The organism is Neobacillus mesonae, from assembly GCF_001636315.1.
Classification (GTDB): Bacteria; Bacillota; Bacilli; order Bacillales; family Cytobacillaceae; genus Neobacillus; species Neobacillus mesonae.
On sequence record NZ_KV440949.1, the window covers coordinates 373,010 to 399,691 of the forward strand.

The following is a 26,682-nucleotide window of genomic DNA, read 5'->3' on the forward strand; positions in this document are numbered from 1 at the left end:
ATTTTTGATTAAAACCAACAAAAAAACAGACCCGTAATTAAGGTCTGCTTTTCTACTATTAAAATTCTGCATTACCTGGTGTTCTTGGGAACGGGATGACATCTCTAATGTTGGTCATACCTGTTAAATACATGATCAGGCGCTCAAATCCAAGACCGTATCCCGCATGCTTCGTGCCGCCGTATTTTCTTAATTCCAGGTACCACCAATAATCCTCTTCATTCATACCAAGCTCTTTAATTTTCGCAGTTAATACTTCTTCACGTTCTTCCCGCTGACTGCCTCCGACTAATTCTCCAATGCCTGGTACTAGCAGGTCGGTTGCGGCAACCGTTTTCTGGTCATCATTTAATCGCATGTAGAATGCTTTGATTTCTTTTGGATAATCTGTTACGAACACCGGTTTTTTGAATACTTTTTCGCATAAGTAGCGCTCATGTTCAGTTTGAAGGTCTAATCCCCATTCAATCGGATAACCAAAATCCTCACCTGACTCTTTTAATAGTTCAATGGCTTCCGTATACGTCACACGCCCAAAATCTGCAGTACGTGCGTTTTCCAAACGGTCCAATAATCCTTTTTCCACGAAACTATTAAAGAAATTCATTTCTTCAGGAGCATGCTCTAACACATAGTTGATAACAAATTTCACCATTTCTTCCGTGTTATCCATAATATCCGGCAGTTCAGCAAATGCCATTTCTGGTTCCATCATCCAGAATTCCGCAGCATGTCTAGCAGTATTGGAGTTTTCCGCCCTGAAGGTTGGACCAAATGTATAAACATTGCGGAAAGCCAAGGCAAACGCTTCAGCAGAAAGCTGGCCGCTAACCGTTAAATTCGTTTCTCTCCCAAAGAAGTCTTTCGAAGAATCCGTTTTTCCTTCTTCATTTTTTGGCAGATTGTCCATATCTAAAGTAGTGACTCGGAACATTTCGCCTGCTCCCTCGGTATCACTCCCGGTGATAATAGGAGATTGAACATAGACAAAACCCTGCTCTTGGAAAAACTTATGAATGGCATACGCTGCAATCGAGCGTACCCGGAAAACGGCATTAAACGTATTCGTTCTAGGACGTAAGTGAGCAATTGTTCTTAAATACTCAAATGTGTGTCTTTTCTTTTGAAGAGGATAATCCACATTCGAGGAACCTTCAAGATCAATCTTCGTTGCTTTTATTTCAAATGGCTGCTTTGCTTCTGGTGTATGTATGAAGTCCCCTTCTACTTTAAGCGATGAACTGATTGGCAGTTTGGCAATTTCCTTATAATTTTCTAACTGATCATCAAAAACAATTTGAACACCCTTGAAAAAGCTTCCATCATTCAGTTCAATAAAACCAAATGTTTTTGAATCGCGGATGGTACGAATCCAGCCGGAAATTTGTACTTTTTGGTCAATGAAGTTTTCTGTATGACGGTATAAATTTTTGATTAAGGTTTGTTTCATTATGTTTCACTCCTAAATCCTATATATAACGGCAGCAGGTAAACAAAAAACCTCTCATCCCTCATTTGGGACGAAAGGTGCTTTTTTGTATTTGCCGTCCGTCTATGATCCCTTCCATATTATATAAAAATCCTAACAAATAAGCAATATTCAACAAATCTTCCTAGTATGCACTTATTTTAAAAAATTTTCAGAAAAATAGAAGGATATTCAGTGACGTCGGTCGAATTAAATCATAAAAGCGATTCTAGATTCATAAGGAGTGGTAATGTGGACAAAATTACTTGTATTGCCTATCTTCTTTACAAATCTTCAAAGAATCAAGACATACAGGAGAAGGCCATTCAATTGCTAAATGGAGATGTATCGATTCGAGAATTAAAACGCAATGATGCTGTAAAAACCTTGATCATCATCTCCGAATCCATGTTGAAAAAGAACAAAATTGATAAAAATCAAGTGCAGCTTTTTGCCGAAGAATATATGTCTATAGAAGTCTGACAACTTCCTAATTGGAAGTTTTTTCTTTCCAACAAGAATGTTTTTACTTCTATTTCAGAGGCTGTTTTGATACAATATATAAACTCCTTTTTCGACACTTCCTTAAACATCAGATTATACTCTCACAGAAATCATTAACCATTTTTCAAGTTTCCTAACATGCATTTATTTTACAATAAAATTATTTAATAAAGAAAGGTGATTATCATGATGCAAATCGAAGTAACCATTATGTTTGAAGGAAAAAGCTATTTGACTAATGTAATTGCGGATCGAAATACCTCTGACGAAGAAATCATGCGCCTTGCCCTCGAACAAGTTGAAAAGCAATGGAAAAAATAATTAATACAGGAAAAACATAAAAAAGCTGTATGCTGCAAAAAATGCAACATATAGCTTTTTATTTTACCTTTTGTTTTCAATCATATATGTTTCTTTAGGAATCTTCTCCATAAGCGGACTTATGCCATTCGTCGCCATCATATGAAGTTCATGCATTGCCCTGGTACATACAGTATAAAATAATTTCCGCTCACTTTCCCTATTGTATTGGGAGAGATCATACAAAATGACGGCATCAAATTCAATTCCTTTCGCTAAATATGACGGAACAACATTAGTCCCTTTTTCATAAATAATTGTTCCTTTTTCAATCAAATGAAGTGATACCTCTTTATTTAACGCTTCATAAGCTTGTTTACTTTCCTCTGATGTACGGCAGATAATGGCAATTGTTCGATGTCCAGCCTCCTGCAAATCGTTTAATTTTTCAATAATAGCATTTATTAGCGTATTCTTGTTCACAAATGTCACTACAGGTTTGTTACCTTTACGGTTAAATGGTTCAATTTGATCACCGCCGGGAATAAGCGCTTTAGTATACTCGACAATTTCTTTAGTCGAGCGGTATGTCTTTGTGAGGTTAAACGCCGCTGTATCTTCCCCTGCTGCAACAATCTGATTTAACACTGTTTCCGCTTCAGTAACCCCGGAAAAAATGGCTTGATTAAAGTCGCCAAGCAGCGTCATTTTGCTGTAAGGAAAAAGCCTGCGAATAAAGGCAAATTGAAATGGCGAATAATCTTGGGCTTCATCAATGAAGATGTGACGGATAGCTGTACTAGACTTTCGCCCTTCAAGTAAATCCTGCAAATAAACATAAGGTGCCGTATCTTCGTATGACATCACCATATCAGCAAATCGCTTCTCCGTTAACCTGTAAATTTCGTTCCAATCAGCCGGCAGACCGCAGGCACCCTCTTGAACTCTATTAAATAATTGTAAATAAATATTTGGCATATCAATAAATTTCAACTGCTTTACGATTGAAAATAGCGGTCTAAACTTTTGTTTGACCACCATTTCCGCGAGCAGCCTTTGTTCGCGGTCAAAATCATCAAATGTATCATCCGAAAACTTTTGCTTCTGCTGCAGCTGTTTAAAGGCCTCCATATAGTCTTCCTTCTCTAGAAACTGCAATTCCTCCTCTACCCAGCTTCGTGAACGCTCCCGTTTCATCGCCCTCTTAAGCTCCCGCAAAAGCCATTCCTTCACTAGCAGCATGCGGTTAGGTATACTGATATTTCTGTCTAACGAATAAAAATATTGATGAATGTCTCGTTTAGAGATGAGAGGATCTCCTCTAAATTTTAAATCTCTAAATATAAGTCCTTTGGTGGATAATTCGATACTATATTGATCAATCATTTTTTTAAAATCAAGGCTTGCTTTATAACGAATTCCATTAAGCCTCGTCTGATAATCTGGGTCATTTTCTTCATTAAGTAAATATTCCATTTGGTTAAATGGATCCTCAACGGTAAAATTCTTCCCGATTCGTTGATATAAAAATTCCTGAAAGGTGGTTTGCTGCATATTCTCTTCACCGAGCTCAGGCAGTACAGTTGCAACATAACTATTAAATAAAGGGTTTGGCGAAAAAAGCATGATATTTTCTGACGTAATCGTTCCGCGGTAGCGGTATAGTAAAAAAGCGACACGCTGCAATGCTGCTGATGTTTTCCCGCTTCCTGCCACCCCTTGAACAATTAGAAGATTATTTTTTTCATTACGAATGATAGCGTTTTGTTCACGCTGAATGGTGGCAACAATACTTTTCATTTGTGTGCTGGCATTATTCCCAAGCACCTCCTGAAGCATTTCATCACCGATGGTAACACCAGTATCGAACATCCCTTTTATTTTTGCTGCCTTTATAATAAATTGACGTTTTAATTGCATTTCTCCCTGGATGAATCCTTCTGGAGTCTGGTATTGTGCCGGTCCCGGTGAATAATCGTAATAAAGACTGGAAATCGGCGCCCGCCAGTCATATACGAGAAAATTTTCATCCTGCTGATCCATAAAAGAGGCAATCCCTAAATACACACGATCAACTGTTTTTTCTCCTTCCTCTAAAAAATCAATCCGCCCAAAGTAAGGAGAGTATTTTAAACGTTCCAGCGTATTAAGCTTCTGGTCCAATTGTTTATGGGTTCGTTCTCTTTCTGAAAGCAATTCTGCCTGCTGTTTTATACTCGCAGCAGTCTCTATCACATCATCAGGTTCATCCAGATTGACGGTAACATCCTCCCAAAAGGTTTTTCGCAGCTCGAGGACATCAGAACTTACACTGCCGGTATTCTTTTTAAGCTTATTGATGGTTTTGTCAATTTCGCCCGCAACCGAATGGACCCTTTCCTGCTCCAATTGCCAGTCCTTGTTTTGCAGCTCACTCATGCAACCACTCCCATAATAAAATTTGGCTCATTCTGTTGACAACCACAAATAATTATGTTAATGTTAATATAGGATAATTATAAATTTTATTAACATTAACATATATGCCAAATGTTATTTTAACATGACATCTTTTTATTTTCAAGACTATATATATGACGACGACGCCTGCATAAGGCGTTTTTTATTATGCCTTTTTTCCCCACTTCCATTCCAGACCCTCTATTTTTAAATTCTGTTTTATTTAAAAAATTTATTGAGAATTAAAAAACAATTGACATTAAATGCATTCGCTTTTATAATTTATCTTGAATTAAGTTATTTTAAATTCGAGATAAATAATCTCGAAATAATTTCATTGGAGGAGAAACAAAATGACAAATACAAAATGGGCTCTTGATGCAGCACACAGCAGTGTAGATTTTTCTGTACGTCACATGATGATCGCAAACGTGAAAGGTTCTTTCGAAAACTTTTCCGCTGTAATTGAAGCAGATCCAGCTGATTTAACTACAGCAAAAATTGAATTCTCAGTAGAAACAGGAAGCGTTGACACTCGCAACAAAGACCGTGACGGTCACTTAGTTTCCGCAGATTTCTTTGATGCTGAAAATCATCCTAATATGACTTTTAAGGCAACAAACATTGTTAAAACAGGCGAAGGCGAATATGATGTAACTGGTGATTTAACATTACGCGGCGTAACCAAGCAGGAAACATTCGCAGTTACCTTTGAAGGTTCAGGAAAAGACCCTTGGGGTAATGAAAAGGTTGGTTTCAGTGCAGAAGGTTCACTTAACCGCTCAGACTACGGTTTAGTATGGAATGCTGCTCTTGAAACTGGCGGCGTATTGGTTGGTGATAAGGTAAAAATTAATTTACAAATTCAAGCTGCTAAAGCCGAGTAATAAGAAAAAGAGGCTGCGATTCGGTTCGCAGTCTCTTTTGTTAATTCATCGTCCCGCTACTGGACGATACTTCCTAAATTTATTGCTGAATAACAACTCTTGTACCATTCGGGACCATACCTGATAGCTGGAGCACATCTCGATTGTACATTCTGATGCAGCCGTGGGAAACCGCTTTACCAATCGAGCTTGGATCGTTCGTACCATGAATCCCGTAGCCTTGTTTCGAAAGACTAAGCCACATGACCCCGAAAGGCCCTCCTGGATTTATTTGACGATTGACAATCACATATTCTCCCGGCGGTGTTCTTGTCAGCATCTTTCCGACTGCTATCGGAAAAATCTTTGTCAGCTTCCCATTGTGGTAAAGTGTCAATCTTCTTTTACTAATAGAAACTTGAATAGAATACGGAATTGTATTCGGCTCTGGAAGGCCTGGTATCTGAATTCTTTGGCCCGCGTGCAAATGACCGATTCCCGGGTTAGCAGCATGAAGGCGGTTCAAGCTAACCCGATAATCAGCTGATATGGAAGATAGCGTTTCACCGGGTTTCACGATATGAATCATCAGGGTCACACCTTTTTTCACTAGCATATGCCCTGAAAGTTAAACGTTGACATTGCTTCTTTAAAAAGCTCTCTCTAACACAAAAATGCGAATTCTTTAATCTCAGATGCTCATTGAGATCATCAATGTACACTTCAGTTCATCTTTTCTACGGTTTCGTGTTCATTGTGGCCCTCTATGTGCACTTACCGAGCTTTTTCCATCGATTTAGTGTTCATTGAGACCCTCTATGTGCACTTCACAAGCTTTTTCAATCGGTTTCATGTTCATTGAGATCCTCTATGTGCACTTACCGAGCGTTTTCCATCGATTTTGTGTTCATTGAGACCCTCTATGTGCACTTCACAAGCTTTTTCAAACCGTTCCGTGTTCATTGAGACCCTCTATGTGCACTTCTCATACATTTTCCCTCGAATTCGTGTTCATTAAAACCGTTATCTGCTCTTCACCAGTAAATTCACTGCCTCTTCCACCAATTTAGAGGAATCAATTTCACCTGATTCGTATGAATCACGAATGCATTGCTCTAAATTTGAGCTCACAATTACCGCAATCGTGCGATCGATTGCTGATCTGGCGGCGGAAAGCTGGGTAATGACCTCTTTGCAGTCCTTCCCTTCTTCAATCATCCGTAAGATCCCTTTAATCTGCCCTTCAACCCGTTTTAGCCGGTTAATCGATTTATCATTATATATCATGTCATTCACCTCAAAAAAATGTCAGCTTGTATTATACTATTATTTACACATACGGGTTGTGGTATGTCAAGGTGCAAAAATTGGTTAAACATAACCAATTTTTAATCCTCCATTCTAAATAGTGGCGTTAAATCCTCTCTAACAAAATGGTTATAAAAATAATCATTACTCGCCGTATCATATTTGTAATCTTTTTTCCATTCATCAATATTAAGTGCAATTTCCTTTAACGCTTGTGCAAACAAGGATATTTCTTTGTTTGTCATGATCGGGTGGAGTGAATAGCGGACCCAGCCTGGTTTTGTTGACAAATCACCTTGATTAATTTTATCAGTAATTTGTTTCGAAGAACTTTTATCAATATTAAACAAATAATGGCCATAGGTTCCGGCACATGAACAGCCGCCCCTTACTTGAATACCATAGCGATCATTCAGGAGCCGGACAATTAAATTATAATGGATATTTTCCATCGTAAAGGAAATAATCCCAAGGCGATTTTTCACATGGCCTTCCATGATTCGCAGTCCTGGGACTTCTTCCAACTTGGGAAACAAAAGTGCTAATTGCTCTTTTTCCCGGTTTAGAATATTGTCAATCCCCATTTGCTCTTTTAAATTGATACAAAGCGCTGTTCGAATCGCCTGAAGGATCCCCGGTGTGCCCCCGTCTTCCCGCAGTTCAATCTCATTATAATAATGATGCCCGCCCCACGGGTTCGTCCAAGTAACCGTTCCTCCGCCGGGATGATCAGGGACTTTATTGGAATATAATCTCGAATCAAATATTAAAACTCCGCTTGTTCCCGGGCCGCCTAAGAACTTATGGGGAGAGAAAAAGACCGCATCTAGCTTTTCCAATGGGTCTTTCGGGTGCATATTAATTTTGACATATGGGGCAGATGCGGCAAAGTCGACAAAACAACTTCCTCCATGCTGATGCATGATTTTGGCTAATTGATGATAAGGAGTTAGAATGCCAGTGACATTTGAACAGGCGGAAAACGAACCTATTTTCCACTTTCGCTTTTTATACCGACGCAGTAATTGTTTTAAATGGCTAATATCAACACCGCCATTCGCATCAGGATTAATGACTTCAACATCCGAAGCCGTCTCTAGCCATGATGTTTGATTCGAATGATGTTCTAAATGTGTCAAAAAAACAATTGGTCTCTCACGTTCTGGCAGCTTAAGCCGGGCTTTCCACCGTTCATGTACCCTTAGCCCTAATATCCGTTGAAATTTATTGATAACAGATGTCATCCCAAAACCGTCTAGAATCACTACATCATTCGGGCCAGCATTCACATGCTCCTTAATAATTTCCTTTGAATGTTTATACATTCCCGTCATCATTAGGCTTGTAACATTCGATTCTGTATGCGTATTGGCCATATATGGTCCAAACACTTCAGACATTTTTTGTTCAATTGGCCGGTAGAGCCGCCCGCTAGCCGTCCAATCCGCATACAAAATTTTCTTTTTCCCATAGGGCGAATCAAATTCTTGATCCATTCCGATGGTCTCCGAACGAAATTGTTGAAAATAGTGCTCAAGGTTTTCCGGAATCCGAAACGTTTTACTGCCAAGATTCGCGGTAATCATGTCCAATGCCTCCTCCACTTACTTGTTCTGCTTATCAATATATGCACAAACCTTTTCAGTGGTAAAACGATAGATAAAAAAATGGCTTCGAGTACAAATAAAGACGCCCAAATAATTTGGGCGCCATTCTCTTATTAATACGTCGTGACCTTAGCTGATTCTTTTTTGGTCACTTCATCGATTTTTTGAATAAACATTTGGAAGACCCGCTTTTTCTCCTCTAGGTCCTTTATGTATTCCTTTAATTGATTATAATTTTCCTCAAATGGTTTATGGTACATTTGCCGTATCTTTTCAATAATTTCTTCGTTTACGGTCGATTGGATCACTTGCTTGGTGATTCCATATTTGTAGGAATAGACCTTTAATTCCTGTGCGACTTCCTCATATTCTTTTTCAATTTCATCGAGAACCAGTAATATATCATTTCTCCAATCTTCTAGTGATTTTTGAAGATAGGATTTTACGATTGTATCTTCCATATTAACCCCCGCCGCCATAGTTAGTATTAGTCTATTATAGCGTTAATAGTTTACATAGAAGTTTCTCATAGATTACAAAGTTTTTTCATAGATTATAATTTGGTAAAAATAATGCCCAGCAACGCAGTAAATACTCCTACCAGCTGATAGGACTTTAACTTTTCTTTGAAAAATAGCAGGCCTGCAAGTACAACCACTAAGCAGTTTAAACTAACAATCGGAAAAACGATACTGGCTGTCCCAGTTTGCAGCGCATAGAAATAGCTGCTGTAGCCAAAAAAGCTGATTAATCCGACAATGGAACCGACATTCGCTTCTGATTTCTGCCATTTTTCCTTAATCGTCAAACTGCAAATCCCTAAATAAAGAGTTCCACCGCCGTACATAGCGATCAAAATTTCCAGAGAACCAATATGGAAAAACGAAGATGTTTTCATCAATATTCCGAGCAGTCCAAAGGACATGATTGATAGAATGACCCGAATCATCCATGGCCGGTAGTTAATAATACGATTCGCTGCGGGAGAATATTGGATGGTAATAGCCGACCCCAGCATGAATACAATGCCTACCCACTGCAAAACGGTAATATGCTCATTGAAAATGATGCCCGCAGTCAAGATTGGAAAAATGGCATTCGTTCCAATGATTGGTGATGTTAAGCTGGCCGGACCATTTTCAAATGCTTTCGACATTTGAATATTCCCATTTGCATTCAATATGCCGATGATGGCTCCCAGTAAAATGGCAGAAAGCCCAAGATGAACTCCTTTAATAATCCCAAAACCGATTGTTAAGATAAATGCCGTGAAATAAAAGTAAAGCTGAATATGAACCTTTGAATATCCGTTCCCTGTACTCCACTTAAAAATCGAATTATTTGCACCAAAGCATACCATCGTTACAAACGCAGCTGCAATCCACATGATGATCCTTCTTTCTGTTATATTACAATACACATATTAAACCTCTTTTCTACAATTCTCAATAATATTTTCAAAAAATTATATTGTTCGCGGATTTTTTGCAAAATATGTTGGTATTTCTACCTTCAAGTCTTGTTTTGATAGCTTTTGTCATGGGGCAGGAAAATTGGATACCACATGGTGAATTACATACACATAGACAAATTTTTTCCTAGATAGATATAGAAAGGAATGGAGTTTGATGAAGACCTATACATTAAAAGAAGTGGCAAAAAAAATAAATATTGCACCAGGGATTATCCGCCAATGGGAGAAGGAATTAAATGAGTATTTAGAGATTCCCCGTTCAAAACAGGGGGCACGTATTTATACAGATACGGAAATAGAGCTTTTGCAGGAAATCAAAGAAATGTACTGCCAAAAATTAAGTAAAGAGATGATCCGAACAAACTTACAACAATTACATGAGTCGGAACGTGAGGCAGAACCCGAAATGTTGAATACAGATAAAGTAGAAGCAATCAAGCCGATAGAAAACACGCAAACAACGGATGTCACAGCGGAAACAACAGATGTTTCTGTGGAAGTTATTGCAGCAGAAGCCATCACCACTGCGCCGGCAAATGAAGAACCTAATCTGAATGCCAGTCTTTTTCTAGAAGCAGTTGATACCTTTAAAAACAACTTCATCAATGAAGTAAAGGAAGAAATCCGCACTGTGGTCCGGAAAGAACTAATCGAAGAAATGAAGAAAGAAATCAATAAGGGAACATACACCACCGTCAAAACTCTTACCGATTCGATTTACAAATCAACGGCTAATACAAAAGCGGAGATTGAAGGGCTATCAGAAACTGTTGAAAAAGCATCAGAGGAAACAGCTGATAAATTGCAGTATCTTTCCAACAGCATAAAGAATGTCTCGATTGAAACAGCGGATGAGATTGCGACTTTATCAAAGCAATTATCGGAAACGACAAATAATCTATCACATACGATCGATTACACAAACAACGAATTATCGGGTCTGACAGAAGCAATTTCACTTGACCGGGAATTCTTTGTGGAGGAACGTCAGCAATACCTTCATGAAATTAGCCAAAGAGAGGTCGCATTCCAGCAAATGCTGACAAATTTTAGAGATGTTGCCGCAGCCAAGGAGAAAAAATGGTGGAAATTTTGGTCATAATTTACCACATATAAACAAGCCGTCAATCCCATTGGAATTTTCGCCTTGATTTGATTTGTCGTAAAAGTGTCAATGGTTATTTTTTCTTTGGAGGGATTACTCTTGAATACAACGGAAGTAGCTATTATTTTAGGGGTTTCTGTCAGTACTGTTCAGCGCTGGGTAAAGCAGCTAGGATTGCCAATGGAACGCAATGACCGGGGACATTATTTTTTCAAAGAGGAGGATATTGAATTATTGAAAAATATCAAGGAGCAATTGCAGAGTGGTGCACTGCTGCAGGACATTGCCCCGGTGACGGAAAAGAAACCATCCCGCAGAGGAACAATTAAGAATGTCGAGCAGGAACAAACCATCGAATTTTTAATGACGAAGGTAAAGGAGCTCGAATTAAACCTCCATGCAAAAGCAGATTCTGTTACCTCCTATCAGCTCCTGCAGCATCGGAGAGAAATCGAAGACTTGCAGGCCCATATAACCGGGCTGAATAAAAAGGTGGAACTGCTCGAGCAAGAATTAAACACATTAAAAGCTGGTCCTTCCATAGAAAAACCTTATGTATTAGACGACAGTAAAGTCAAAAGAAAGAAGAAAAATTTTGTCAGCTCATTTTTTGGTTTTTAAAGGAAATGTCAAAACCCTTCCATAAAAATGACCGAGCGCGTCAATAAACGATCGGTCATTTTTCATTGAAATCAAAGAAGCGCTTTCAAAGCTTACGCCTCCTTCATCCTTTTTTCCGCTTCAAATAACTCGCTGCAGTAGCTGATCTCCTTAATGGACACTTGAAGTTCGCCAGTCGGAATCTTGAGGGAAATATTCTCTCCCAGATCCTTTAATAGAAGCTGTCTTCCTACCGGAGATAAAAAGGAAATGAAGCCTCTATCCGGGTCCGAATGCTCTGGAAAACAAATAACATAATCTTCTGTATCATTTTCATCGTCATATAAGACCGTAACCTTTGTCCCAATATAAACTTTAGGAAATAATCCGATAAAAGCGTTCTTTTGATTTTGCTTTAACAAATCCTCTACTTCTAAAACATATCGATTAAAAAAGTGCTTCAGTCTTTCCTGGATTGGAGTTGATGAGATATAAAGATTTGTTAACTCCTTTAAATTTTCTTCAATAAAGGCTAACTGTTCAGTAAAAAACTCCTTACTATGGTTCATAATAGTTAGCCCCCTGACTATGATCAAACCTTCTGCAAAACTTCATTACTTTTTTCATTGTAAATTCCTCCTTAATAAAAAAAATGAACCTTCCAAATGCATACAATCACTCATAAGCTTTTAGCCTGCTGGCGAAAAGCTTTATGTTGAATCATATACTCGAAAGGAAATATTATTGGGTCCTTAAATTATTGGAAGACTTAATATAATATTACCATATCTATACAGGAAAATCCCAATATCCCAAAAATCTTATGACAAAAAAGCGATTCTTCAACGAGAATCGCTTTTTTGTCACAGTATTAATTTCCCTGTAAACTATAGGATAAATTCGGTTCAACAATGGGTTTGGTATATTTTTTTACCAAATAGCTGCCCAAAAAGACGCAGACTATTAAGGAAAAACAAGCAAGCAGCAGGTAATGGTTAGATATCACCTTTAATCCTTTATTTGGAATAAGCGCGTTAACCGATTTTATTATAAATCCATGGAATAAATAAATATATAGGGTTCTTTCACCAATCTCCGTTAGTTTTAAGTGAACGGACGGTATAAAAGTTAAAAATCCAAAGACTACAAGAATGGTGATTACATACTGGACTCCTCGATATAAACCATCCGCTATGTTTTCAACCCCCATTGCGGAGTAAGAACGATCTCCTAAAAGCCATGGTACAGCTTCTTCTGGAAAGCCAAGGCTGAAATAAAGGAATGTTCCAGCAATAACCACAATGCCAATTGGCAATGACCAGCTGCTCTTAATAATCCTCTTTAATTGTTCCTGGTTTAATAAAAAACCGATGAGGAAATACGGGAAAAACACGAATGTTCTTGATAAACTTAAAAAGCTGCCGATTTGATCAATGTAGCCGATTCCAATGCCTAAAACAATGCTTAAGGCCACACCCTTCCATTTTAACCTAGCAAACAAATACAACATGCAATTCCAGCAGAATAAGCTGAGTAAAAACCACATCGTCCAATGGGGCTGGAATAAATCATAGTGAAATGTTTCCTCTTTGCCGCTGAGATAATAGTAGACAGAATACAGTAGTTGGAAGATAAAATATGGCAGTAAGATTTTCTTCACCGTCTTTTGGATATACCCCTTTTTTCCAAATCCCTTTGAAAAATAACCGGAAATAAAAATAAACGCCGGCATGTGAAAGAGATAGATGAAGGTATATAACGTAAACAGAAGTCCGTCTTTTTCCTTTAACGGACTAATCACATGGCCAAAAACCACAAGAAAAATTAAGATAAATTTAGCGTTATCAAAATATTTGCTCCTTCTTGATTGGGAAGCCATTTTCCTCACCTCTGTAAATGGATTCGATCAAAAGGTATAGTAATATTATATTATTATTTGTTGCACAGTTCATCAAAATGTTATCCTTCTTACTAAAATAGAAGTGTAATTACCCTTTTTATCATTTTACCCTAAATATATTACAAATTGATGATAGGAAAATAACTTTTAGTTGCAGCTAATTTACAATTTTACAATAATAATTACTTTTTCCTATGAAAAAATAACTATTAGAAGTTTCGCCCCCGGCTCTTTAATCAAAAAAGCTTTAAGGGTAAATCAACCCCTAAAGCCTTTTTCTATCCAATGATATCCATTAATTGATTACTTATAATCTCTTGGTAATTTTCCTTTAATTCATTTAAGGAGATTTTGAATAGCGCCGCCAGTTGGGGCAGGTATTCTTGGTCATATCTTAGCCAAGAGGCATAGTTTCTTTTTATAAACCGCTCCGCTTCATTAAAGGATGAAAAAGACTGTCCCAACCTTTTTCCCCTATGGACAATCTCAAATATCCCGTCTTTTGGGAGTATAAATGAGATTTCATTTTGATGGTTTTGATAGCTAATGGCATACAGAGAATCCTTTACATTAAATTCATTCCGGTCGGCATCCAGTTTAGGCGGATGCTGATCGAACACATCGACAACGAATGCTTTAAATACGTCAGCACTCAAATCTGCACCGGATGCTTTGGGATGTCCACCGCCGCCATATGTTTTCGCAAACTCCGCAACATTCACATCATCATGAATCGTGCGAAAACCAATTTTCTTAGTGCCTACATTTAATAGAGCAATCATATCCAAGTGAGGGTTCAGATTATTTAAGGCATTTCCAAGCTCCGATAAGTGCTGCTCGGCATGGACAATCCCGACACAATATTCACCAATAAAGCTTTGCACCATTTGTCTGCTTTTGGATTGAATATACCGCTGGATTTTTTTCTCCTCAATATCCAGAATCATTGTTTCCGTGTCCGTAAATGTAAACGAACCCTTATTACCGGAAATTCTTTTTATCATTTCCTCTTCAAACTGTTCCCGGTTCATAATGTAAAACAAATCATTTAACCGTTTGGCCGCCAAATTATTATTTTCATCCCATTCCCACGTATCGTATTGCCGTACTAAATCAATAAATTCCTCAAGCGTCTGATTTCTCTCCATCATTCCATGTTCAATTAAATAATCATAAAATAACGAGGTCGCACATGTCTTTTTGCCATTTTCATATTCAGGGTTCACATTTCCCCATTCATATTGATTAAAATGCATCGCTGTCACATGATGGTCAATCACTCGAATATGTTTTCCCGCATTGTATCGTTCAGCTAATTTCTTCTCAATTTCCATATTGACCGCGAGATCTGTAATATATGTATCTTCCTTATCATTCTCATGATTTGAAATAAATGCATCTACCCTCTGATTAAGATTACGATAGGAACAGTATGAAACCTTTGCTTGCTCCCCAAAGGCAATTTTCGCAATCACCCCGCATCCCAATCCGTCCAAATCAATATCAGTAAATAGTTTAACCATATGTTTACCACCATTCGATTATATTTCCATAAAAGTTAGTTTGGTATCTACTTATGAAGCTTATTCAAAAAAATACAATGCTTCTATTTAGGAATGATTACCTTTACTATTGTTCCCTTTCCCGCTTCACTTTCAATTTCAATTTGCCCATGATGCAGGTCAATGATCGACTTTACAATTGATAATCCCAGCCCTGTACCTTTTACGGTGCGGGTCCTTGATGCATCAGCCCTGTAGAAGCGGTCGAAAATCCGTTCCTTTTCATCTGTATCTAGCCCAATACCTGTATCCTTTATTAGTACTGTAAACTTACAATCTGATTCAGTAAGCTCGACATCAATCGAGCCATTATCCCGATTGTATTTAATGGCATTGGTTAACAGGTTTTCCCAAACGGAATATAACAAATTCGAATCCCCTGTAATGATGCTCGTATCAGGAAGCTCGAAACTTAACATGATCCCTTTTTCCATCATGCTCCATTGATATTGATGAATGACAGTTCTAATCTGACTTGCAATATTCACCTGTTGAACTTCCATTAAATCTCTTTTACTTTCAATGGAGGACAGGAGCAGCAGCTGCTTTGTCATCTCTGACAGTCTGTCTACCTCAGAATCAATCACAGAGATACACTGCTCCTTCTCAATCATACTCTTATCCGGTTCTCTCAGCATATTTAAATACCCTTTAATATTGGTCAGCGGTGATTGGATATCATGAGTAATATTTGAGATAAGCTCACGGCGGAGGCTGTCTACCCTTGCCAATTTTTCCGACATCGCCGTAAAGTTGGCCGCTAAATGGCCCAGTTCATCCTTTCTGTCAATATCGAGCCTAATAGAATAATTCCCCTCCGAAATCTCCTTTGTTGCTCGATTCAATTTACTGATGGGTTCCACAAGATATTTTGTACTAATAAGCACAAATACAATACTTAAAATAATTGAAATCATTAGCAGCCATCCAAAGAGTACATGCATTTCATTAAACATCAGCTTAATATCAGGTCTGATAAATAAGGCATATTTTTCACCGCGGTATTCAAAAGGAACGCCGACAGAATTTTTTAATTCATTTGCAAAAAATCCGGTTACAAATGTTTTATGCGGAAACTCACGGATACCGTGATAAATTTCCCCATGCATTACTTTCTTTGATATCGCAGCGGAAAGATTACGAACCCGGAAGGAAGATCCAAAAAATTGCCGCTGTCCATCTTCATGAACCACCATTATTTGATAGCCAATCGTACCAATATGGTCAAAATAATCGTCTAAGCGGATCACTGGATGTCTGCCTGCAAAGTCAGCAATTTCAAACGCAAAATTCGTGATCTTTGAATCATTTTGCTCCTTTAATTTGACTTGATAATAGGCATTGGAAAGTAAAAAGGAAATGATGCCGCTGACAATCATAATCATGATTGTTATAAAGGCAAATTTGCTGTATAACGATTTCATCCTCATTTAAACAACCTCCAGGGAATAGCCCACCCCTCGTATGGTTTTGATTGTAAAATCATCGGTAATTCCGGTAAAACGCTCCCGTAACCGCTTGATATGGACATCCACCGTTCTTTCGTCTCCGGCGAAATCGATCCCCCAAACCTTCTCGATCAAGTGGCTGCGGCTGAAAACCTGGTTTGGATGGGCTGCCAAGAAGGCTAAGAGTTCAAATTCCTTCAGCGGCAGCATAAACGTTTTCCCCTTTATACTTACCTCGTAGCTCTTTTTGTTGATATAGATTGATCCTAAGTTAATATTGGCTTCTCCGGCCATTCCATATCTTCTAAGCAGGGCATTTACCCTGAAAACCAATTCTCTCGGTTCAAATGGCTTAATTAAATAATCGTCAGTCCCGGCCTCATATCCTTTTTCTTTATCTTCAATCTGGCTTTTTGCCGTTAATAAAATGACCGGAATATCGTATTGTTTACGAATTTCATTTGTCAGCAGATAGCCATCCATGACAGGCATCATGATATCGACAATCGCAAGATCGCAGACTTCTTCCTGAAGCAGTTTCTTTGCGGATGCTCCATTTTCTGCCTGTAAAATTTTAAACCCTTCCTTCATAAGAATACTTCTTACCAATTCCCGAATGTGCACATCATCGTCCACGATTAAAATGGTTTTCAAATTCAACACCCGCTTCATTTTCTTTACTCTGAATACAGTTTACCTAATGAATCATTATTTTGAAAGAATGAAACCATGAGACGTTACTAGTTTTGCTATTAAAATAGCAGAAAAGATTTGTATATTCCATTTCAGTAACATCAACTAAAACCATTAGAATGATGAAAAATTGGACATAATTGAGAATAACTCCTATGGCAAGAGGTGCATTACATGAAACGCAAGCTTATTATCTGGCTGAGTATCCTTTTTATTCTCTTTATGGCTGCATTGTTTATATACTATTTAGTTAAAGGCGATTCATCTAGGTGGCAGGTAGCCCTCGGCGGTATTCTTGTCAGCGCGTTACCGCTGTTATTATTAAGAATGAAAGACAATCCGTTTAACATGCCGATGATTATCGGCTATTATCTTTTTTTGTTTTGTACTTTATTTCTTGGTTCAATTTCAAGCTTTTATCTGCATCTTAAATGGTGGGATTCGATGCTTCATTTTTATAAAGGAATCTTTGTCGGCTTCATTGGAATAGCCCTTTTTAAACACCTAATCCCTGAAAACCGGCGGAAAGATGTATCAACTTGGATTTTGTTTCTTTTCGTTCTGTCGCTTGCGGTTTTAGCGAGTGTAGTTTGGGAAATATATGAATTTGTAGGGGATTTAACTTTTACACATACAATGCAAAGAGGCGGCAATCGTGACACAATGCTCGATCTATTATGGGGGACCGGCGGTGGAATCTTAGTGAGCATTTATTCTCTTTATCGAAAAAAGCAGATATAGACTGGAGGGATTGAGCATGAATCGAAAGCTTGTGATAATCTTAAGTACCATTTATGTCATCTTCATGGCAATCTTGGCAGTGTACTATTTAACTCAAGGTCAATCTTTTAAAGCAACTGTTGCTTTCAGCGGCATAGTATGCGGCGCCATTCCATTGCTGCTGGCATTGTTTACAAAGCTGAAGTTCAACCTGCCGATTGTTATTTCTTATTTACTATTTTTAGTTTTGTCTCAGTATTTAGGCTCAATCCGCGGCTGGTATGGACTTGGCTGGTGGGATACCTTTGTTCATTTTATCAGCGGAGGAATTATCGCCTTTGCCGGGATTGCATTATATGAAAGAATGATCCACCGTAATGCGGGAAATGCGATATCCCCTTGGTTTGTTTTTTGGTTTACCTTCGCCTTTGCCGCACTTGGCGGGGTCTTATGGGAAATCTATGAATTTAGCTGTGATCAGTTTTTCGGGATGAACTTACAAGGCGGCGGCAACAAGGATACGATGACGGACCTGATTGCCGATACCGGCGGCGGTCTTGTCATCGCCTGCTGGAGCGGTATCAGAACAAAGCTGAAGCTGAATAAAAGCAAATAGTTTCCGAGCGAATAGAAAAAGAAAAAGCAGGCTAACATTCCACGTTAGCACTGCTTTTTAATTCCGCCCTTACACGGGCACCGCCGCAAAAAACTCTTCGTAAATAGCTTTTACTGCCCTTAATTCATCCACTTCTTTAACGCCAAACATCATACTTACTTCGGATGAGCCTTGGTTAATCATTTCTATATTTACTTCTGCCTTTGCTAATGCCTTTGAAGCTCTGGCCATTGTTCCAATATTATGACGCATCCCCTCGCCAACCACCATGATCAGTGCCAGGCTGTGCACTATCTTCACTTCGTCCGCGTGCAATTCGTATTTAATCCGGCGTATAATTTCCGCTTCTTTTTCGGCATTTAGCTGATTTTCTCTTAAGATAACCGATAAATCATCAATGCCAGATGGCGTATGTTCATACGATAAACCTAAGTCTTCCAAAATACTTAACAGCTTCCGCCCAAAGCCGATTTCCCTGTTCATTAAGTACTTACTGACATAAATGCTGCAAAATCCTTCATCACTTGCCACACCTATTACAGGACCATTGGTATTATCCCGTTCCGCGACAATTTTTGTTCCGTGCGCCTGAGGATTGTTGGTATTCTTAATATGAACGGGAATGCCCGCACGAAAAGCCGGAACAAGCGCTTCGTCATGCAGCACGGAAAAACCGGCGTAGGAAAGCTCACGCATTTCTCGAAAGGTTAATTCTTTAATTTCTTTCGGTCGTGCAATCAAGCTTGGATTGACCGCGTAAACAGCATCAACATCGGTAAAGTTTTCGTACAAATCAGCCTTCAGAGCATTGGCAAGAATGGATCCCGTAATATCTGAACCGCTTCTGGAGAAGGTGAATACCTCCCCTTCCTTGCTATACCCGAAGAAGCCTGGGAACACCAGAATTCCTGGACGTTCATGTAGTTTAAACAGCAGTTCATAGCTTTCGGGAAGTACTTGCGCATTTCCGGGTTCATCAGAGACGTAAAGCCCTGCTTCTTTAGGATCAACGTACGACGCATCGATTCCTTTTTTACGAAAAAAGGCGGCTACTAATTTGGCATTATTATCTTCACCGCTTGCTTTTACAAGATCCATAAATCGATCTGGATTACTTTTATCTGCATTTAACCGATTTGAAAAATCAGTTTTAATTTCAGCAATAATTTCCGCCGGCAGCCCCAGTTCATCTGCAATCGCTGTATATCGCTCTATTAATGCCTCGAATTCTTCTTTAGGCTCTTTATTCTCTAGGTGTTTATTAGCACACTCTATTAATAAGTCTGTTACTTTCGTATCATCCGGGTATCTTTTCCCTGGAGCCGAAACAACAACAACCTTACGCTCAGGATCTGAAATCACAATCTCAAATACCTTTTCCAATTGCGTCCCTGATGCTAAGGATGATCCTCCAAACTTTATAACCTTCATGATTTCATCTCCTAAAACCAAAAATATAAATTTAATTTTATTACAATTTAGAAAATAATCAAGTCTTTTTTTCCACCCTATATGGACAATTGTCCTTTTAGAGTGGACAAGGAGCGGGAAAGGGGTAAAAAATTGGTGTCAGGCACCTTGTGAATTTTTCACATGGTGCCTGACACCAACTCAACAAAATGTGCAAGTATTCTTGCTGTCATTCCCCAAATGGCTTTGTCCTCATATATATAAAAGTATTCTTCTATTCCTCTGGTGCGCCATTTGTAGTTTTTGCCGCCGACGACCAGGTCATATGGAAAGTTTTGCTGGGGGATTACTTTAAATTCTACATGGTGTATTTCCGGTTTGTTGTTCATAAAGAACTCTAGCGGGACGGTGAACACTTCCCCCACTTCCAAAGGATTAATTTTAATCTTTTCCTGTTCACTGATAAACCCTGCAAACGGATAAATCAGCATGCCGAAAGGTGAAACCATAAAGTCCAGCGGGTACACCTCTGAAATGTCCCTTTCGTCGATACCCAATTCTTCCTTCGTCTCACGAATAGCCGCAGCTTTTTCATCCCTGTCTTCAGGGTCTATTCTTCCCCCGGGAAAACAAATTTCCCCCGGCTGGCGTCTTAATTGGAGCGATCGGACCTCAAATAATACATGAATCCCGTCATCCTTTTGAATTAGCGGCACCATGACAGCATATTTGGAATATTCCCTGCTGCCTAATATGGTTGGCGTATGCTGCTTTAATTTTGACATAATCGCTTCCAGTTCCATGCTTCCACCTCTCACTAAATCAATTTCATCTACCATTACCATAACACGTTTTTGAAGTATTCCATAGAAAAAAATAGCCCGGCCATCTCGGCCGGGTTACAAACCATTTACTCTTTATTTTCTACTTTTTGGAGATAGATTACAGATTACCATTAAAAAAGGTACTTACGAAAGAATCGCTCGGTCACTTGCCATTTGTGTACCGCGTATCCGTTTAAATTCTTCCAATAAGCCTTCAATTGTAAGGTCTTTCTTCTGGTCTTCATTCACTTCAAGAATAATTTGCCCTTTATCCATCATAATAAGGCGGTTTCCAAGGTCAATTGCCTGCTGCATATTATGTGTTACCATTAATGTTGTCAGCTTATAACGGTCGACAATTTCCTTTGTGATGTTCGTTATCAACTCTGCTCGTGAGGGATCTAGTGCAGCCGTATGCTCATCAAGAAGCAGGATCGACGGCTCCGTAAAGGTTGCCATCAACAGTGAAAGTGCCTGACGCTCCCCGCCTGATAACAATCCTACCTTGGCGCTAAGTCGATTTTCCAATCCAAGATGCAAGGTTTCCAGCACTTCGCGGAAGTATTCACGCCGCTTATTCGTTACACCCCTTCTAAAGGTCCTTGCCTTATTCCGTGAATACGCCATGGCCAGATTCTCTTCAATCGTCATACTTGGAGCTGTCCCTGCCATAGGGTCTTGGAAAACACGTCCAATCATTCTTGAACGCTTATATTCTGTCATAATAGTGACATTCTTACCGTCGATGTATACCTCGCCCACATCCGGGAATAAACCGCCAGAAATGATGTTCATAAGAGTCGATTTTCCTGCACCATTACTGCCGATGATGGTGACAAAGTCTCCCGCTTTAAGGGAAAGGTTTATATGGTCGATGGCAATTTTCTCATCAGGAGAGCCTTCATTAAATATCTTATGAATCTGATTTAACTGCAGCATGATTTTCCCCCTTCCCTTCGACAGATGCTGTTATAATGCTCAGCCTTTCCGCTTTTCGGCGGGCTTTGCGTTTCTTTTCTTTTGAATAGTCCAATACTTTCGGCATGGTTAGGGCAATAATCACAATAATGGCAGTTATAAGCTTCATATCACCCGGATCGAGGAATTCAAACCGGAGTGCCATGGATACAACAATTCGATAAATGATAGAGCCGCCAATGACAGCGAGGGTCGTTCTGACAATTGTTTTTGTCCCGAATAAGGCTTCCCCAATGATAACCGATGCCAGACCAATAATAATCATCCCAATCCCCATACCGACATCTGCAAATCCTCCCTGCTGGGCAATCAGGGCTCCGGAAAAGGCGACTAGGGCATTAGAAATACCAAGTCCTAGAATGGTCAGTAGATTTGTATTGGCGGAAAAGCTGCGAATCATCCGCTTGTTGTTACCAGTAGCCCGAATTGCAAGACCAATCTCCGTTTGTAAAAACCAATCGGTCAGTAATTTAATCGCAAAGGTCACGATAATCATCATGATGAGGATGCCCCAGGTTTCCGGGAGACTGTCCCCTAAACCAACCATCGTCAAAAAATTATTAAAAAATGCATCAATGCCTGTTTTTTCAAATACGGCCTCAATCTTTGAAAAAGCGGTTTCAGTATTTAACATCGAAATATTTGGACGTCCCATAATTCGTAAGTTAATAGAATAAAGGGCAATCATCATTAAAATACCGGATAGTAAATTATTGATTTTTCCGAAGGTATGCAGGACACCTGTTATACATCCGGCTAAAAAACCTGCAAATAGTGCCACCACTGTTGCTGCATAAGGATTAACGCCGCTCATTATTAATACGGCTGCAATCGCACCTCCAGTTACAAAGCTGCCGTCTACTGTTAAATCGGGAAAATCCAGGATTCGAAAGGACAGATAGACGCCCAGAGCCATAATCGCATAGATAATACCAGCTTCAAAAGATCCAAAAATCGCTGTAAACAATAAGATCATCCTTTCTTTAAGTCTTCAGGTCTAAGCGAGGAAGTATATTAATCTTAAAAAAAGTTTTTTTCGCGTTCAGTCAAGGAGTCAATCTTTAAAAGATTGACTCCTGATCAGCTTATGATTAATTAATTTCCGTCATAAAACTCACCAAGGCTGCTCCATTCCTCTTTTACGGTTAAACCTTGGGCTTCTGCTGCTTTTTTATTAATAACAAGCTTCAAGCTCTTAGGCAGTTCCACTGGAATATCTGACGCCTTTTTATTTCCGCTTAAGATTTCAGCAGCCATTTCACCTGACTGATAGCCTAGGTCATAATAGCTGAAGCCGCTTGCCGCAACCGCGCCTTTTTTCATTGAATCCAGTTCACCGACAAATAATGGGATCTTTTTGCTGTTTGCAACAGCAATTACAGCATCAAGCGCTGTTACAACCGTATTATCTGTAGGAACATAAATCGCATCGACACGTCCAACCAATGACTCCGCAGCCTGTTTTACCTCTGATGTATTAGCTACAGAAACTTCCACAAGCTTGGCACCTTTTTCCTCTACCAGCTTTTTCACTTCATCAACCTGAACAACTGAATTTTGTTCACCAGCATTATAGATAACACCGACATTTTTCGCTTTTACTTCTTCTGTGATAAAGCTGATTGTTTTCTTTGTTGCTTCAGGATGGTTATCTGTTGTTCCTGTTATGTTCTTACCAGGTTTATCAAACGCTTCTACCAATCCTGCGCCAACCGGGTCCGTTACGGAAGTAAAAATAATCGGAATATCTTTCGTTGCATTAAGAGCAGCAATAGCACTTGGTGTTGCATTGGCAAAAATCAAGTCCACCTTGTCCCCGACAAAGTTCTTTGCAATAGTTTGCGTATTATTTTGGTCTGCCTGTGCATTTTGAACATCAAATTTCACATCTATTCCTTTATCTTTTAATGCCTTTTGAAACCCCTCTGTTGCCGCATCTAATGAAGGATGTGGCGCAAACTGCGAAATACCGACTGTAAATGTCTTCTTTTCTTTCTCCGTTCCCCCTTGTTTTGTATCCCCTGAAGATTCTTTACTGCCGCATCCGGCTAGAAGCAACATTCCGGCTAATGCGATGGAAAGCCCCTTTACTGTTTTCTTCATCGTTTCAATTTCCCCCTTGTTTGGTTAAAAAAGAGTATTCTAAAAATTCGTATATTAAAAACTATTCTAGTATTTTTTTAGGTCAAAAGCAATAGAAATAGGAAAAATATTTTTAAAATTTATTGTTATTCACACATATAGGAATTATCGGGATGGAGCAAAATTCAAAGAATTTCAGCAATGATTCCCAAAACAAAAAACCTTCTGTTCCTACAGAAGGCCTAGAAAAGTATTTGAAATGTAAAGTGAAGGAAACAAATTTAACAATTTACCAATCTTGCGTCTTATCAAGCAATTTATCGATCTCTACTTGTTTCATCAAGAAAAGACTGTTCTCAGTTGTTAGATCTAACGTTGCCTCTAGTAATGTATCGATATCAATAACCATTATTCCCATCTATCTAACCTCCCGAGTAATAAAATACTTTCTTTCACTAATATCCTTCGAAACAAACTCCAAAAATATGAGGGTTGTTTTAAAATAGTCAACCAAAAAATTTATGAACGTATTGGAATTCACTAGAAAGGTATGATTTAGTTCACTATTTTTTCACAAATTGCCGTTTAAAATGAGTATGGAAACAAACAAGGAGTTGGGGGACTTCTTGTTTGCCTAAATCAAAAATGGGAGGGATAAAAAATGTACCAATCCATTGCATGGTACGCTACACTTTTTTTCGTTTTCCTCATTGGACTTGCTTTTGCATTCGTTTATGGGGAATCTCGAAAACTCAAAGAATATGCATCAATACAAGAAAAAGGCTACAAAATTCGAAAATTCTATTTTCTAGCTTTGGTTGCCATTATGGGGTTTGCCACAAGCCTATCTTTAAGCAGACTTCCATATCATGCCCAGCATGCATTGGCAGAATCAACTGGCAAGGTTGTTGATGTAAAGGGGGTTCAATTTGCATGGGAATTAAGTGATGAAAACTTTACGGTTGGGGAGCCAGTAGAGTTTCGCGTCACAAGCAAGGACGTCACCCATGGGTTTGGTTTATACGACTCTGACTTGGAACTCATTGGCCAAACACAGGCTATGCCTAAATATACAAATGTATTATCTGTAACGTTTGATAAACCTGGCACCTACAAAATTATGTGTTTGGAATATTGCAGCACCGGCCATCACGTGATGATTAAAGATATTGTGGTCAAACCAAAGGGAGGTAACTAATATGGAAACAATAGCGCGAAATTCCATTAAAAAAGGCGTTGCTGCCGCCTTAACGATTACCTCAGCTGTCCTTGTATTGATGATGATTTTTGGTGTTATGATGTTATTAAACCAAGGAAATACAATTAAAATTTCGCCACAGTTATTCTACGAGATCATGACAATCCACGGGACTGGGATGGTTGGCATCGCAGCATTAGGTGGAAGCGCCATCATGTGGTATTTCTTATCAAAGTATATTCAGCTGAATCCGAAGATCTTTTTCACCAATTTGTTTCTCACTTTAATTGGGGTGATTATGGTCTTGGCTGCTATTTTTGTGTTTAATTTTTCTGATGGCTGGACCTTCCTTTATCCGCTGCCTTCTGCCTCGGCAAAAATATATGGTACAACGGGTGCCTTACTATTCCTATTTGGCTTGTTAATCTTAGGTATTGGGTATCTGATTATGTACTTCTATATAGCTGCGAGACTTATCAAAGAATATGGCGGCCTAGGTAAATCACTTGGCTGGGATTATATTTTTAGAGGCAAGAAAGGTTATGGACCGCCTTCTGCTGTTGTTGCTTCTACAATGGTGATTATCGCAAATTCTGTAGGTGTCCTCGCAGGGGCAACAGCCCTAGTCGAGTCAATCATCAATATTTTGTTCCCTGCTGTCTCCTTTGATCCAATGATGGCAAAACATTTAACTTATGCTTTTGGACATATCTTTGCAAACTGTACGATTTATATGGCGGTTATTGCCGTTTACGAAATATTATCTGAATACACAGGCCGTCCGTGGAAACCCAATAAAGCGTTTCTCATTGCATGGAACTGTTCTACCCTGTTTACATTGATGATCTATACGCACCATCTATTAATGGACTTTGCGGTACCGCAATGGATGTTAATTATTGGACAAGTATTTTCATATGCTAATGGTCTGCCAGTTATGGTTGTAACGGCCTATGGTGCGTTGATGATTGTATTCCGTTCAGCTGTTAAATGGGACTTTGCATCTAGTATGATGTTTTTGGCGATGTTCGGCTGGGTGGCCGGTGCTGTTCCAGCAATTATTGATGCAACAATTGTTGTAAATCACGTCATGCATAATACAAAATGGGTACCTGGACATTTCCATACTTATATGGGAATGGGTGTAATTGCGATGATCTTTGGCTTCATGTATTATTTCAATAAAACAGAAGGTACCCAAAAACAAACAGGCACTGATCAGTTTGCAATTGCTATCTATTTTCTTTTCTTCTCCGGTTTAGCAGGCTCATTTCTATATGCTGGAAAAATCAGTGTCCCTCGCCGCTGGGCAGAGCATTTACCAGAATGGACCGGTTCAGACCAAATCGGTGCCATTTGTGGTGCTTTTGTAATAATCGCTGCAGTAATCTTTACCACTCGATTTATTTATGGTTTAAGAAATGTGGGGAAAAAGCCGCAAGAAAAAATCTTTAAATCTGTTTCATAATAAAAACAATCCAGCCGAAAATGTTCGGCTGGATTGTTTTTTCATTTATTTTAAAATACTTTTTTAGAATAGCCTTTTTTTAAATACTTTTAACAATTTCGGGCAGTTCGTC

The 26,682-nt window shown here is 38.9% G+C and carries 27 protein-coding genes; 9 read left to right on the forward strand and 18 right to left on the reverse strand.

Features of this window, described 5'->3' with window-relative positions:
• Nucleotides 1-58: 58 nt before the first annotated feature.
• The gene (gene asnS, locus A6749_RS01770; RefSeq protein ID WP_066384244.1) at nt 59-1,450 is read right to left on the reverse strand and encodes an asparagine--tRNA ligase; all 1,392 of its coding nucleotides are present in this window, start codon (nt 1,448-1,450) and stop codon (nt 59-61) included.
• A 270-nt stretch (nt 1,451-1,720) separates the two neighbouring features.
• Here asnS and A6749_RS01775 point away from each other — a divergent pair, with 270 nt between their 5' ends.
• Nucleotides 1,721-1,951, forward strand: a complete 231-nt coding sequence (locus A6749_RS01775) for a hypothetical protein (RefSeq protein WP_066384249.1) — start codon at nt 1,721-1,723, stop codon at nt 1,949-1,951.
• A gap of 207 nt (nt 1,952-2,158) precedes the next feature.
• Nucleotides 2,159-2,293: a BA3454 family stress response protein gene (locus tag A6749_RS01780; protein ID WP_066384251.1), complete on the forward strand. Its 135-nt coding sequence runs from the start codon at nt 2,159-2,161 to the stop codon at nt 2,291-2,293.
• Between the two features lie 63 nt (nt 2,294-2,356).
• On the opposite strand, the gene helD is transcribed toward A6749_RS01780, so the two are convergent.
• Complete coding sequence (gene helD, locus A6749_RS01785) at nt 2,357-4,690, reverse strand: RNA polymerase recycling motor HelD (RefSeq protein ID WP_066384255.1); 2,334 nt, start codon at nt 4,688-4,690, stop codon at nt 2,357-2,359.
• 374 nt (nt 4,691-5,064) lie between these two features.
• Between helD and A6749_RS01790 the strand changes: the two genes are divergently transcribed.
• Nucleotides 5,065-5,598 carry a YceI family protein gene (locus A6749_RS01790; protein ID WP_066384258.1) on the forward strand — a complete coding sequence of 178 codons (534 nt, stop codon included), beginning with the start codon at nt 5,065-5,067 and terminating at the stop codon, nt 5,596-5,598.
• A 79-nt stretch (nt 5,599-5,677) separates the two neighbouring features.
• Here the strand turns inward: A6749_RS01790 and A6749_RS01795 are convergent, their stop codons facing one another.
• The 5 genes from A6749_RS01795 to A6749_RS01815 all read right to left on the reverse strand — a co-directional run bounded on the left by A6749_RS01795 (nt 5,678) and on the right by A6749_RS01815 (nt 9,879).
• A complete protein-coding gene (locus A6749_RS01795) occupies nt 5,678-6,169 on the reverse strand; it encodes a L,D-transpeptidase family protein (protein ID WP_180321150.1) in 492 nt (163 codons plus the stop codon).
• A 431-nt stretch (nt 6,170-6,600) separates the two neighbouring features.
• Complete coding sequence (locus A6749_RS01800) at nt 6,601-6,864, reverse strand: metal-sensitive transcriptional regulator (RefSeq protein WP_066384265.1); 264 nt, start codon at nt 6,862-6,864, stop codon at nt 6,601-6,603.
• A gap of 101 nt (nt 6,865-6,965) precedes the next feature.
• Complete coding sequence (locus A6749_RS01805) at nt 6,966-8,471, reverse strand: aminotransferase class V-fold PLP-dependent enzyme (RefSeq protein WP_066384268.1); 1,506 nt, start codon at nt 8,469-8,471, stop codon at nt 6,966-6,968.
• A 134-nt stretch (nt 8,472-8,605) separates the two neighbouring features.
• Nucleotides 8,606-8,953 carry a hypothetical protein gene (locus A6749_RS01810; RefSeq protein ID WP_066384271.1) on the reverse strand — a complete coding sequence of 116 codons (348 nt, stop codon included), beginning with the start codon at nt 8,951-8,953 and terminating at the stop codon, nt 8,606-8,608.
• Nucleotides 8,954-9,045: 92 nt separating this feature from the next.
• Nucleotides 9,046-9,879 carry an EamA family transporter gene (locus A6749_RS01815; RefSeq protein ID WP_066384273.1) on the reverse strand — a complete coding sequence of 278 codons (834 nt, stop codon included), beginning with the start codon at nt 9,877-9,879 and terminating at the stop codon, nt 9,046-9,048.
• A gap of 241 nt (nt 9,880-10,120) precedes the next feature.
• Here A6749_RS01815 and A6749_RS01820 point away from each other — a divergent pair, with 241 nt between their 5' ends.
• Together A6749_RS01820 and A6749_RS01825 are read left to right on the forward strand one after the other, a co-directional pair.
• Nucleotides 10,121-11,068, forward strand: coding sequence for a MerR family transcriptional regulator (locus tag A6749_RS01820; protein WP_066384276.1), 948 nt, complete (start codon nt 10,121-10,123; stop codon nt 11,066-11,068).
• A gap of 102 nt (nt 11,069-11,170) precedes the next feature.
• Complete coding sequence (locus A6749_RS01825; RefSeq protein ID WP_066384279.1) at nt 11,171-11,692, forward strand: MerR family transcriptional regulator; 522 nt, start codon at nt 11,171-11,173, stop codon at nt 11,690-11,692.
• Between the two features lie 92 nt (nt 11,693-11,784).
• Here the strand turns inward: A6749_RS01825 and A6749_RS01830 are convergent, their stop codons facing one another.
• The 5 genes from A6749_RS01830 to A6749_RS01850 all read right to left on the reverse strand — a co-directional run bounded on the left by A6749_RS01830 (nt 11,785) and on the right by A6749_RS01850 (nt 17,235).
• Complete coding sequence (locus tag A6749_RS01830; protein ID WP_066384281.1) at nt 11,785-12,240, reverse strand: GreA/GreB family elongation factor; 456 nt, start codon at nt 12,238-12,240, stop codon at nt 11,785-11,787.
• A 302-nt stretch (nt 12,241-12,542) separates the two neighbouring features.
• Nucleotides 12,543-13,550, reverse strand: a complete 1,008-nt coding sequence (locus A6749_RS01835) for an acyltransferase family protein (protein ID WP_066384284.1) — start codon at nt 13,548-13,550, stop codon at nt 12,543-12,545.
• A 299-nt stretch (nt 13,551-13,849) separates the two neighbouring features.
• Nucleotides 13,850-15,094, reverse strand: coding sequence for a DHH family phosphoesterase (locus A6749_RS01840; protein WP_066384286.1), 1,245 nt, complete (start codon nt 15,092-15,094; stop codon nt 13,850-13,852).
• A gap of 83 nt (nt 15,095-15,177) precedes the next feature.
• On the reverse strand, nt 15,178-16,563 hold the full coding sequence (locus A6749_RS01845; protein ID WP_330220436.1) for a sensor histidine kinase: 1,386 nt from the start codon (nt 16,561-16,563) through the stop codon (nt 15,178-15,180).
• On the reverse strand, nt 16,564-17,235 hold the full coding sequence (locus tag A6749_RS01850) for a response regulator transcription factor (protein WP_066400653.1): 672 nt from the start codon (nt 17,233-17,235) through the stop codon (nt 16,564-16,566). It abuts the gene before it with no gap.
• Nucleotides 17,236-17,448: 213 nt separating this feature from the next.
• Between A6749_RS01850 and A6749_RS01855 the strand changes: the two genes are divergently transcribed.
• Nucleotides 17,449-18,015: a membrane-spanning protein gene (locus A6749_RS01855; protein ID WP_066384295.1), complete on the forward strand. Its 567-nt coding sequence runs from the start codon at nt 17,449-17,451 to the stop codon at nt 18,013-18,015.
• Between the two features lie 16 nt (nt 18,016-18,031).
• Complete coding sequence (locus A6749_RS01860) at nt 18,032-18,610, forward strand: hypothetical protein (protein WP_066384298.1); 579 nt, start codon at nt 18,032-18,034, stop codon at nt 18,608-18,610.
• Nucleotides 18,611-18,679: 69 nt separating this feature from the next.
• On the opposite strand, the gene A6749_RS01865 is transcribed toward A6749_RS01860, so the two are convergent.
• From A6749_RS01865 to A6749_RS29115, 6 genes are all read right to left on the reverse strand, one after another.
• Nucleotides 18,680-20,041 carry an aspartate kinase gene (locus A6749_RS01865; protein ID WP_066384302.1) on the reverse strand — a complete coding sequence of 454 codons (1,362 nt, stop codon included), beginning with the start codon at nt 20,039-20,041 and terminating at the stop codon, nt 18,680-18,682.
• Nucleotides 20,042-20,199: 158 nt separating this feature from the next.
• Entirely contained in the window at nt 20,200-20,823 is a 624-nt protein-coding gene (locus tag A6749_RS01870) for an NUDIX hydrolase (protein ID WP_066384306.1), read from the reverse strand.
• Nucleotides 20,824-20,988: 165 nt separating this feature from the next.
• Nucleotides 20,989-21,783, reverse strand: a complete 795-nt coding sequence (locus A6749_RS01875) for an ABC transporter ATP-binding protein (RefSeq protein WP_066384308.1) — start codon at nt 21,781-21,783, stop codon at nt 20,989-20,991.
• On the reverse strand, nt 21,758-22,789 hold the full coding sequence (locus A6749_RS01880; protein ID WP_066384310.1) for an ABC transporter permease: 1,032 nt from the start codon (nt 22,787-22,789) through the stop codon (nt 21,758-21,760). Before A6749_RS01880 ends, A6749_RS01875 begins: the two co-directional genes overlap by 26 nt.
• A gap of 128 nt (nt 22,790-22,917) precedes the next feature.
• Nucleotides 22,918-23,925 (reverse strand): ABC transporter substrate-binding protein, encoded by a 1,008-nt coding sequence (locus A6749_RS01885; protein WP_066384312.1) that lies wholly within the window; start codon nt 23,923-23,925, stop codon nt 22,918-22,920.
• 268 nt (nt 23,926-24,193) lie between these two features.
• Complete coding sequence (locus A6749_RS29115; RefSeq protein ID WP_269085674.1) at nt 24,194-24,322, reverse strand: hypothetical protein; 129 nt, start codon at nt 24,320-24,322, stop codon at nt 24,194-24,196.
• Between the two features lie 243 nt (nt 24,323-24,565).
• On the opposite strand from A6749_RS29115, the gene A6749_RS01890 reads away from it, so the two are divergent.
• Both A6749_RS01890 and A6749_RS01895 read left to right on the forward strand, forming a co-directional pair.
• Nucleotides 24,566-25,102, forward strand: coding sequence for a cupredoxin domain-containing protein (locus A6749_RS01890; RefSeq protein WP_066384322.1), 537 nt, complete (start codon nt 24,566-24,568; stop codon nt 25,100-25,102).
• Nucleotide 25,103: 1 nt separating this feature from the next.
• Nucleotides 25,104-26,570, forward strand: coding sequence for a cbb3-type cytochrome c oxidase subunit I (locus A6749_RS01895; protein WP_066384325.1), 1,467 nt, complete (start codon nt 25,104-25,106; stop codon nt 26,568-26,570).
• Nucleotides 26,571-26,682: the final 112 nt, after the last annotated feature.

What these genes read in the sequence shown, in the direction of transcription:
- asnS (WP_066384244.1), bottom strand. Translation starts at nt 1,450, where the DNA reads ATGAAACAAACCTTAATCAAAAATTTATACCGTCATACAGAAAACTTC.
- A6749_RS01780 (WP_066384251.1), top strand. Translation starts at nt 2,159, where the DNA reads ATGATGCAAATCGAAGTAACCATTATGTTTGAAGGAAAAAGCTATTTG.
- helD (WP_066384255.1), bottom strand. Translation starts at nt 4,690, where the DNA reads ATGAGTGAGCTGCAAAACAAGGACTGGCAATTGGAGCAGGAAAGGGTC.
- A6749_RS01790 (WP_066384258.1), top strand. Translation starts at nt 5,065, where the DNA reads ATGACAAATACAAAATGGGCTCTTGATGCAGCACACAGCAGTGTAGAT.
- A6749_RS01800 (WP_066384265.1), bottom strand. Translation starts at nt 6,864, where the DNA reads ATGATATATAATGATAAATCGATTAACCGGCTAAAACGGGTTGAAGGG.
- A6749_RS01805 (WP_066384268.1), bottom strand. Translation starts at nt 8,471, where the DNA reads ATGATTACCGCGAATCTTGGCAGTAAAACGTTTCGGATTCCGGAAAAC.
- A6749_RS01810 (WP_066384271.1), bottom strand. Translation starts at nt 8,953, where the DNA reads ATGGAAGATACAATCGTAAAATCCTATCTTCAAAAATCACTAGAAGAT.
- A6749_RS01815 (WP_066384273.1), bottom strand. Translation starts at nt 9,879, where the DNA reads ATGTGGATTGCAGCTGCGTTTGTAACGATGGTATGCTTTGGTGCAAAT.
- A6749_RS01820 (WP_066384276.1), top strand. Translation starts at nt 10,121, where the DNA reads ATGAAGACCTATACATTAAAAGAAGTGGCAAAAAAAATAAATATTGCA.
- A6749_RS01830 (WP_066384281.1), bottom strand. Translation starts at nt 12,240, where the DNA reads ATGAACCATAGTAAGGAGTTTTTTACTGAACAGTTAGCCTTTATTGAA.
- A6749_RS01835 (WP_066384284.1), bottom strand. Translation starts at nt 13,550, where the DNA reads ATGGCTTCCCAATCAAGAAGGAGCAAATATTTTGATAACGCTAAATTT.
- A6749_RS01840 (WP_066384286.1), bottom strand. Translation starts at nt 15,094, where the DNA reads ATGGTTAAACTATTTACTGATATTGATTTGGACGGATTGGGATGCGGG.
- A6749_RS01845 (WP_330220436.1), bottom strand. Translation starts at nt 16,563, where the DNA reads ATGAGGATGAAATCGTTATACAGCAAATTTGCCTTTATAACAATCATG.
- A6749_RS01855 (WP_066384295.1), top strand. Translation starts at nt 17,449, where the DNA reads ATGAAACGCAAGCTTATTATCTGGCTGAGTATCCTTTTTATTCTCTTT.
- A6749_RS01860 (WP_066384298.1), top strand. Translation starts at nt 18,032, where the DNA reads ATGAATCGAAAGCTTGTGATAATCTTAAGTACCATTTATGTCATCTTC.
- A6749_RS01865 (WP_066384302.1), bottom strand. Translation starts at nt 20,041, where the DNA reads ATGAAGGTTATAAAGTTTGGAGGATCATCCTTAGCATCAGGGACGCAA.
- A6749_RS01870 (WP_066384306.1), bottom strand. Translation starts at nt 20,823, where the DNA reads ATGGAACTGGAAGCGATTATGTCAAAATTAAAGCAGCATACGCCAACC.
- A6749_RS01875 (WP_066384308.1), bottom strand. Translation starts at nt 21,783, where the DNA reads ATGCTGCAGTTAAATCAGATTCATAAGATATTTAATGAAGGCTCTCCT.
- A6749_RS01885 (WP_066384312.1), bottom strand. Translation starts at nt 23,925, where the DNA reads ATGAAGAAAACAGTAAAGGGGCTTTCCATCGCATTAGCCGGAATGTTG.
- A6749_RS29115 (WP_269085674.1), bottom strand. Translation starts at nt 24,322, where the DNA reads ATGGGAATAATGGTTATTGATATCGATACATTACTAGAGGCAACGTTA.
- A6749_RS01890 (WP_066384322.1), top strand. Translation starts at nt 24,566, where the DNA reads ATGTACCAATCCATTGCATGGTACGCTACACTTTTTTTCGTTTTCCTC.
- A6749_RS01895 (WP_066384325.1), top strand. Translation starts at nt 25,104, where the DNA reads ATGGAAACAATAGCGCGAAATTCCATTAAAAAAGGCGTTGCTGCCGCC.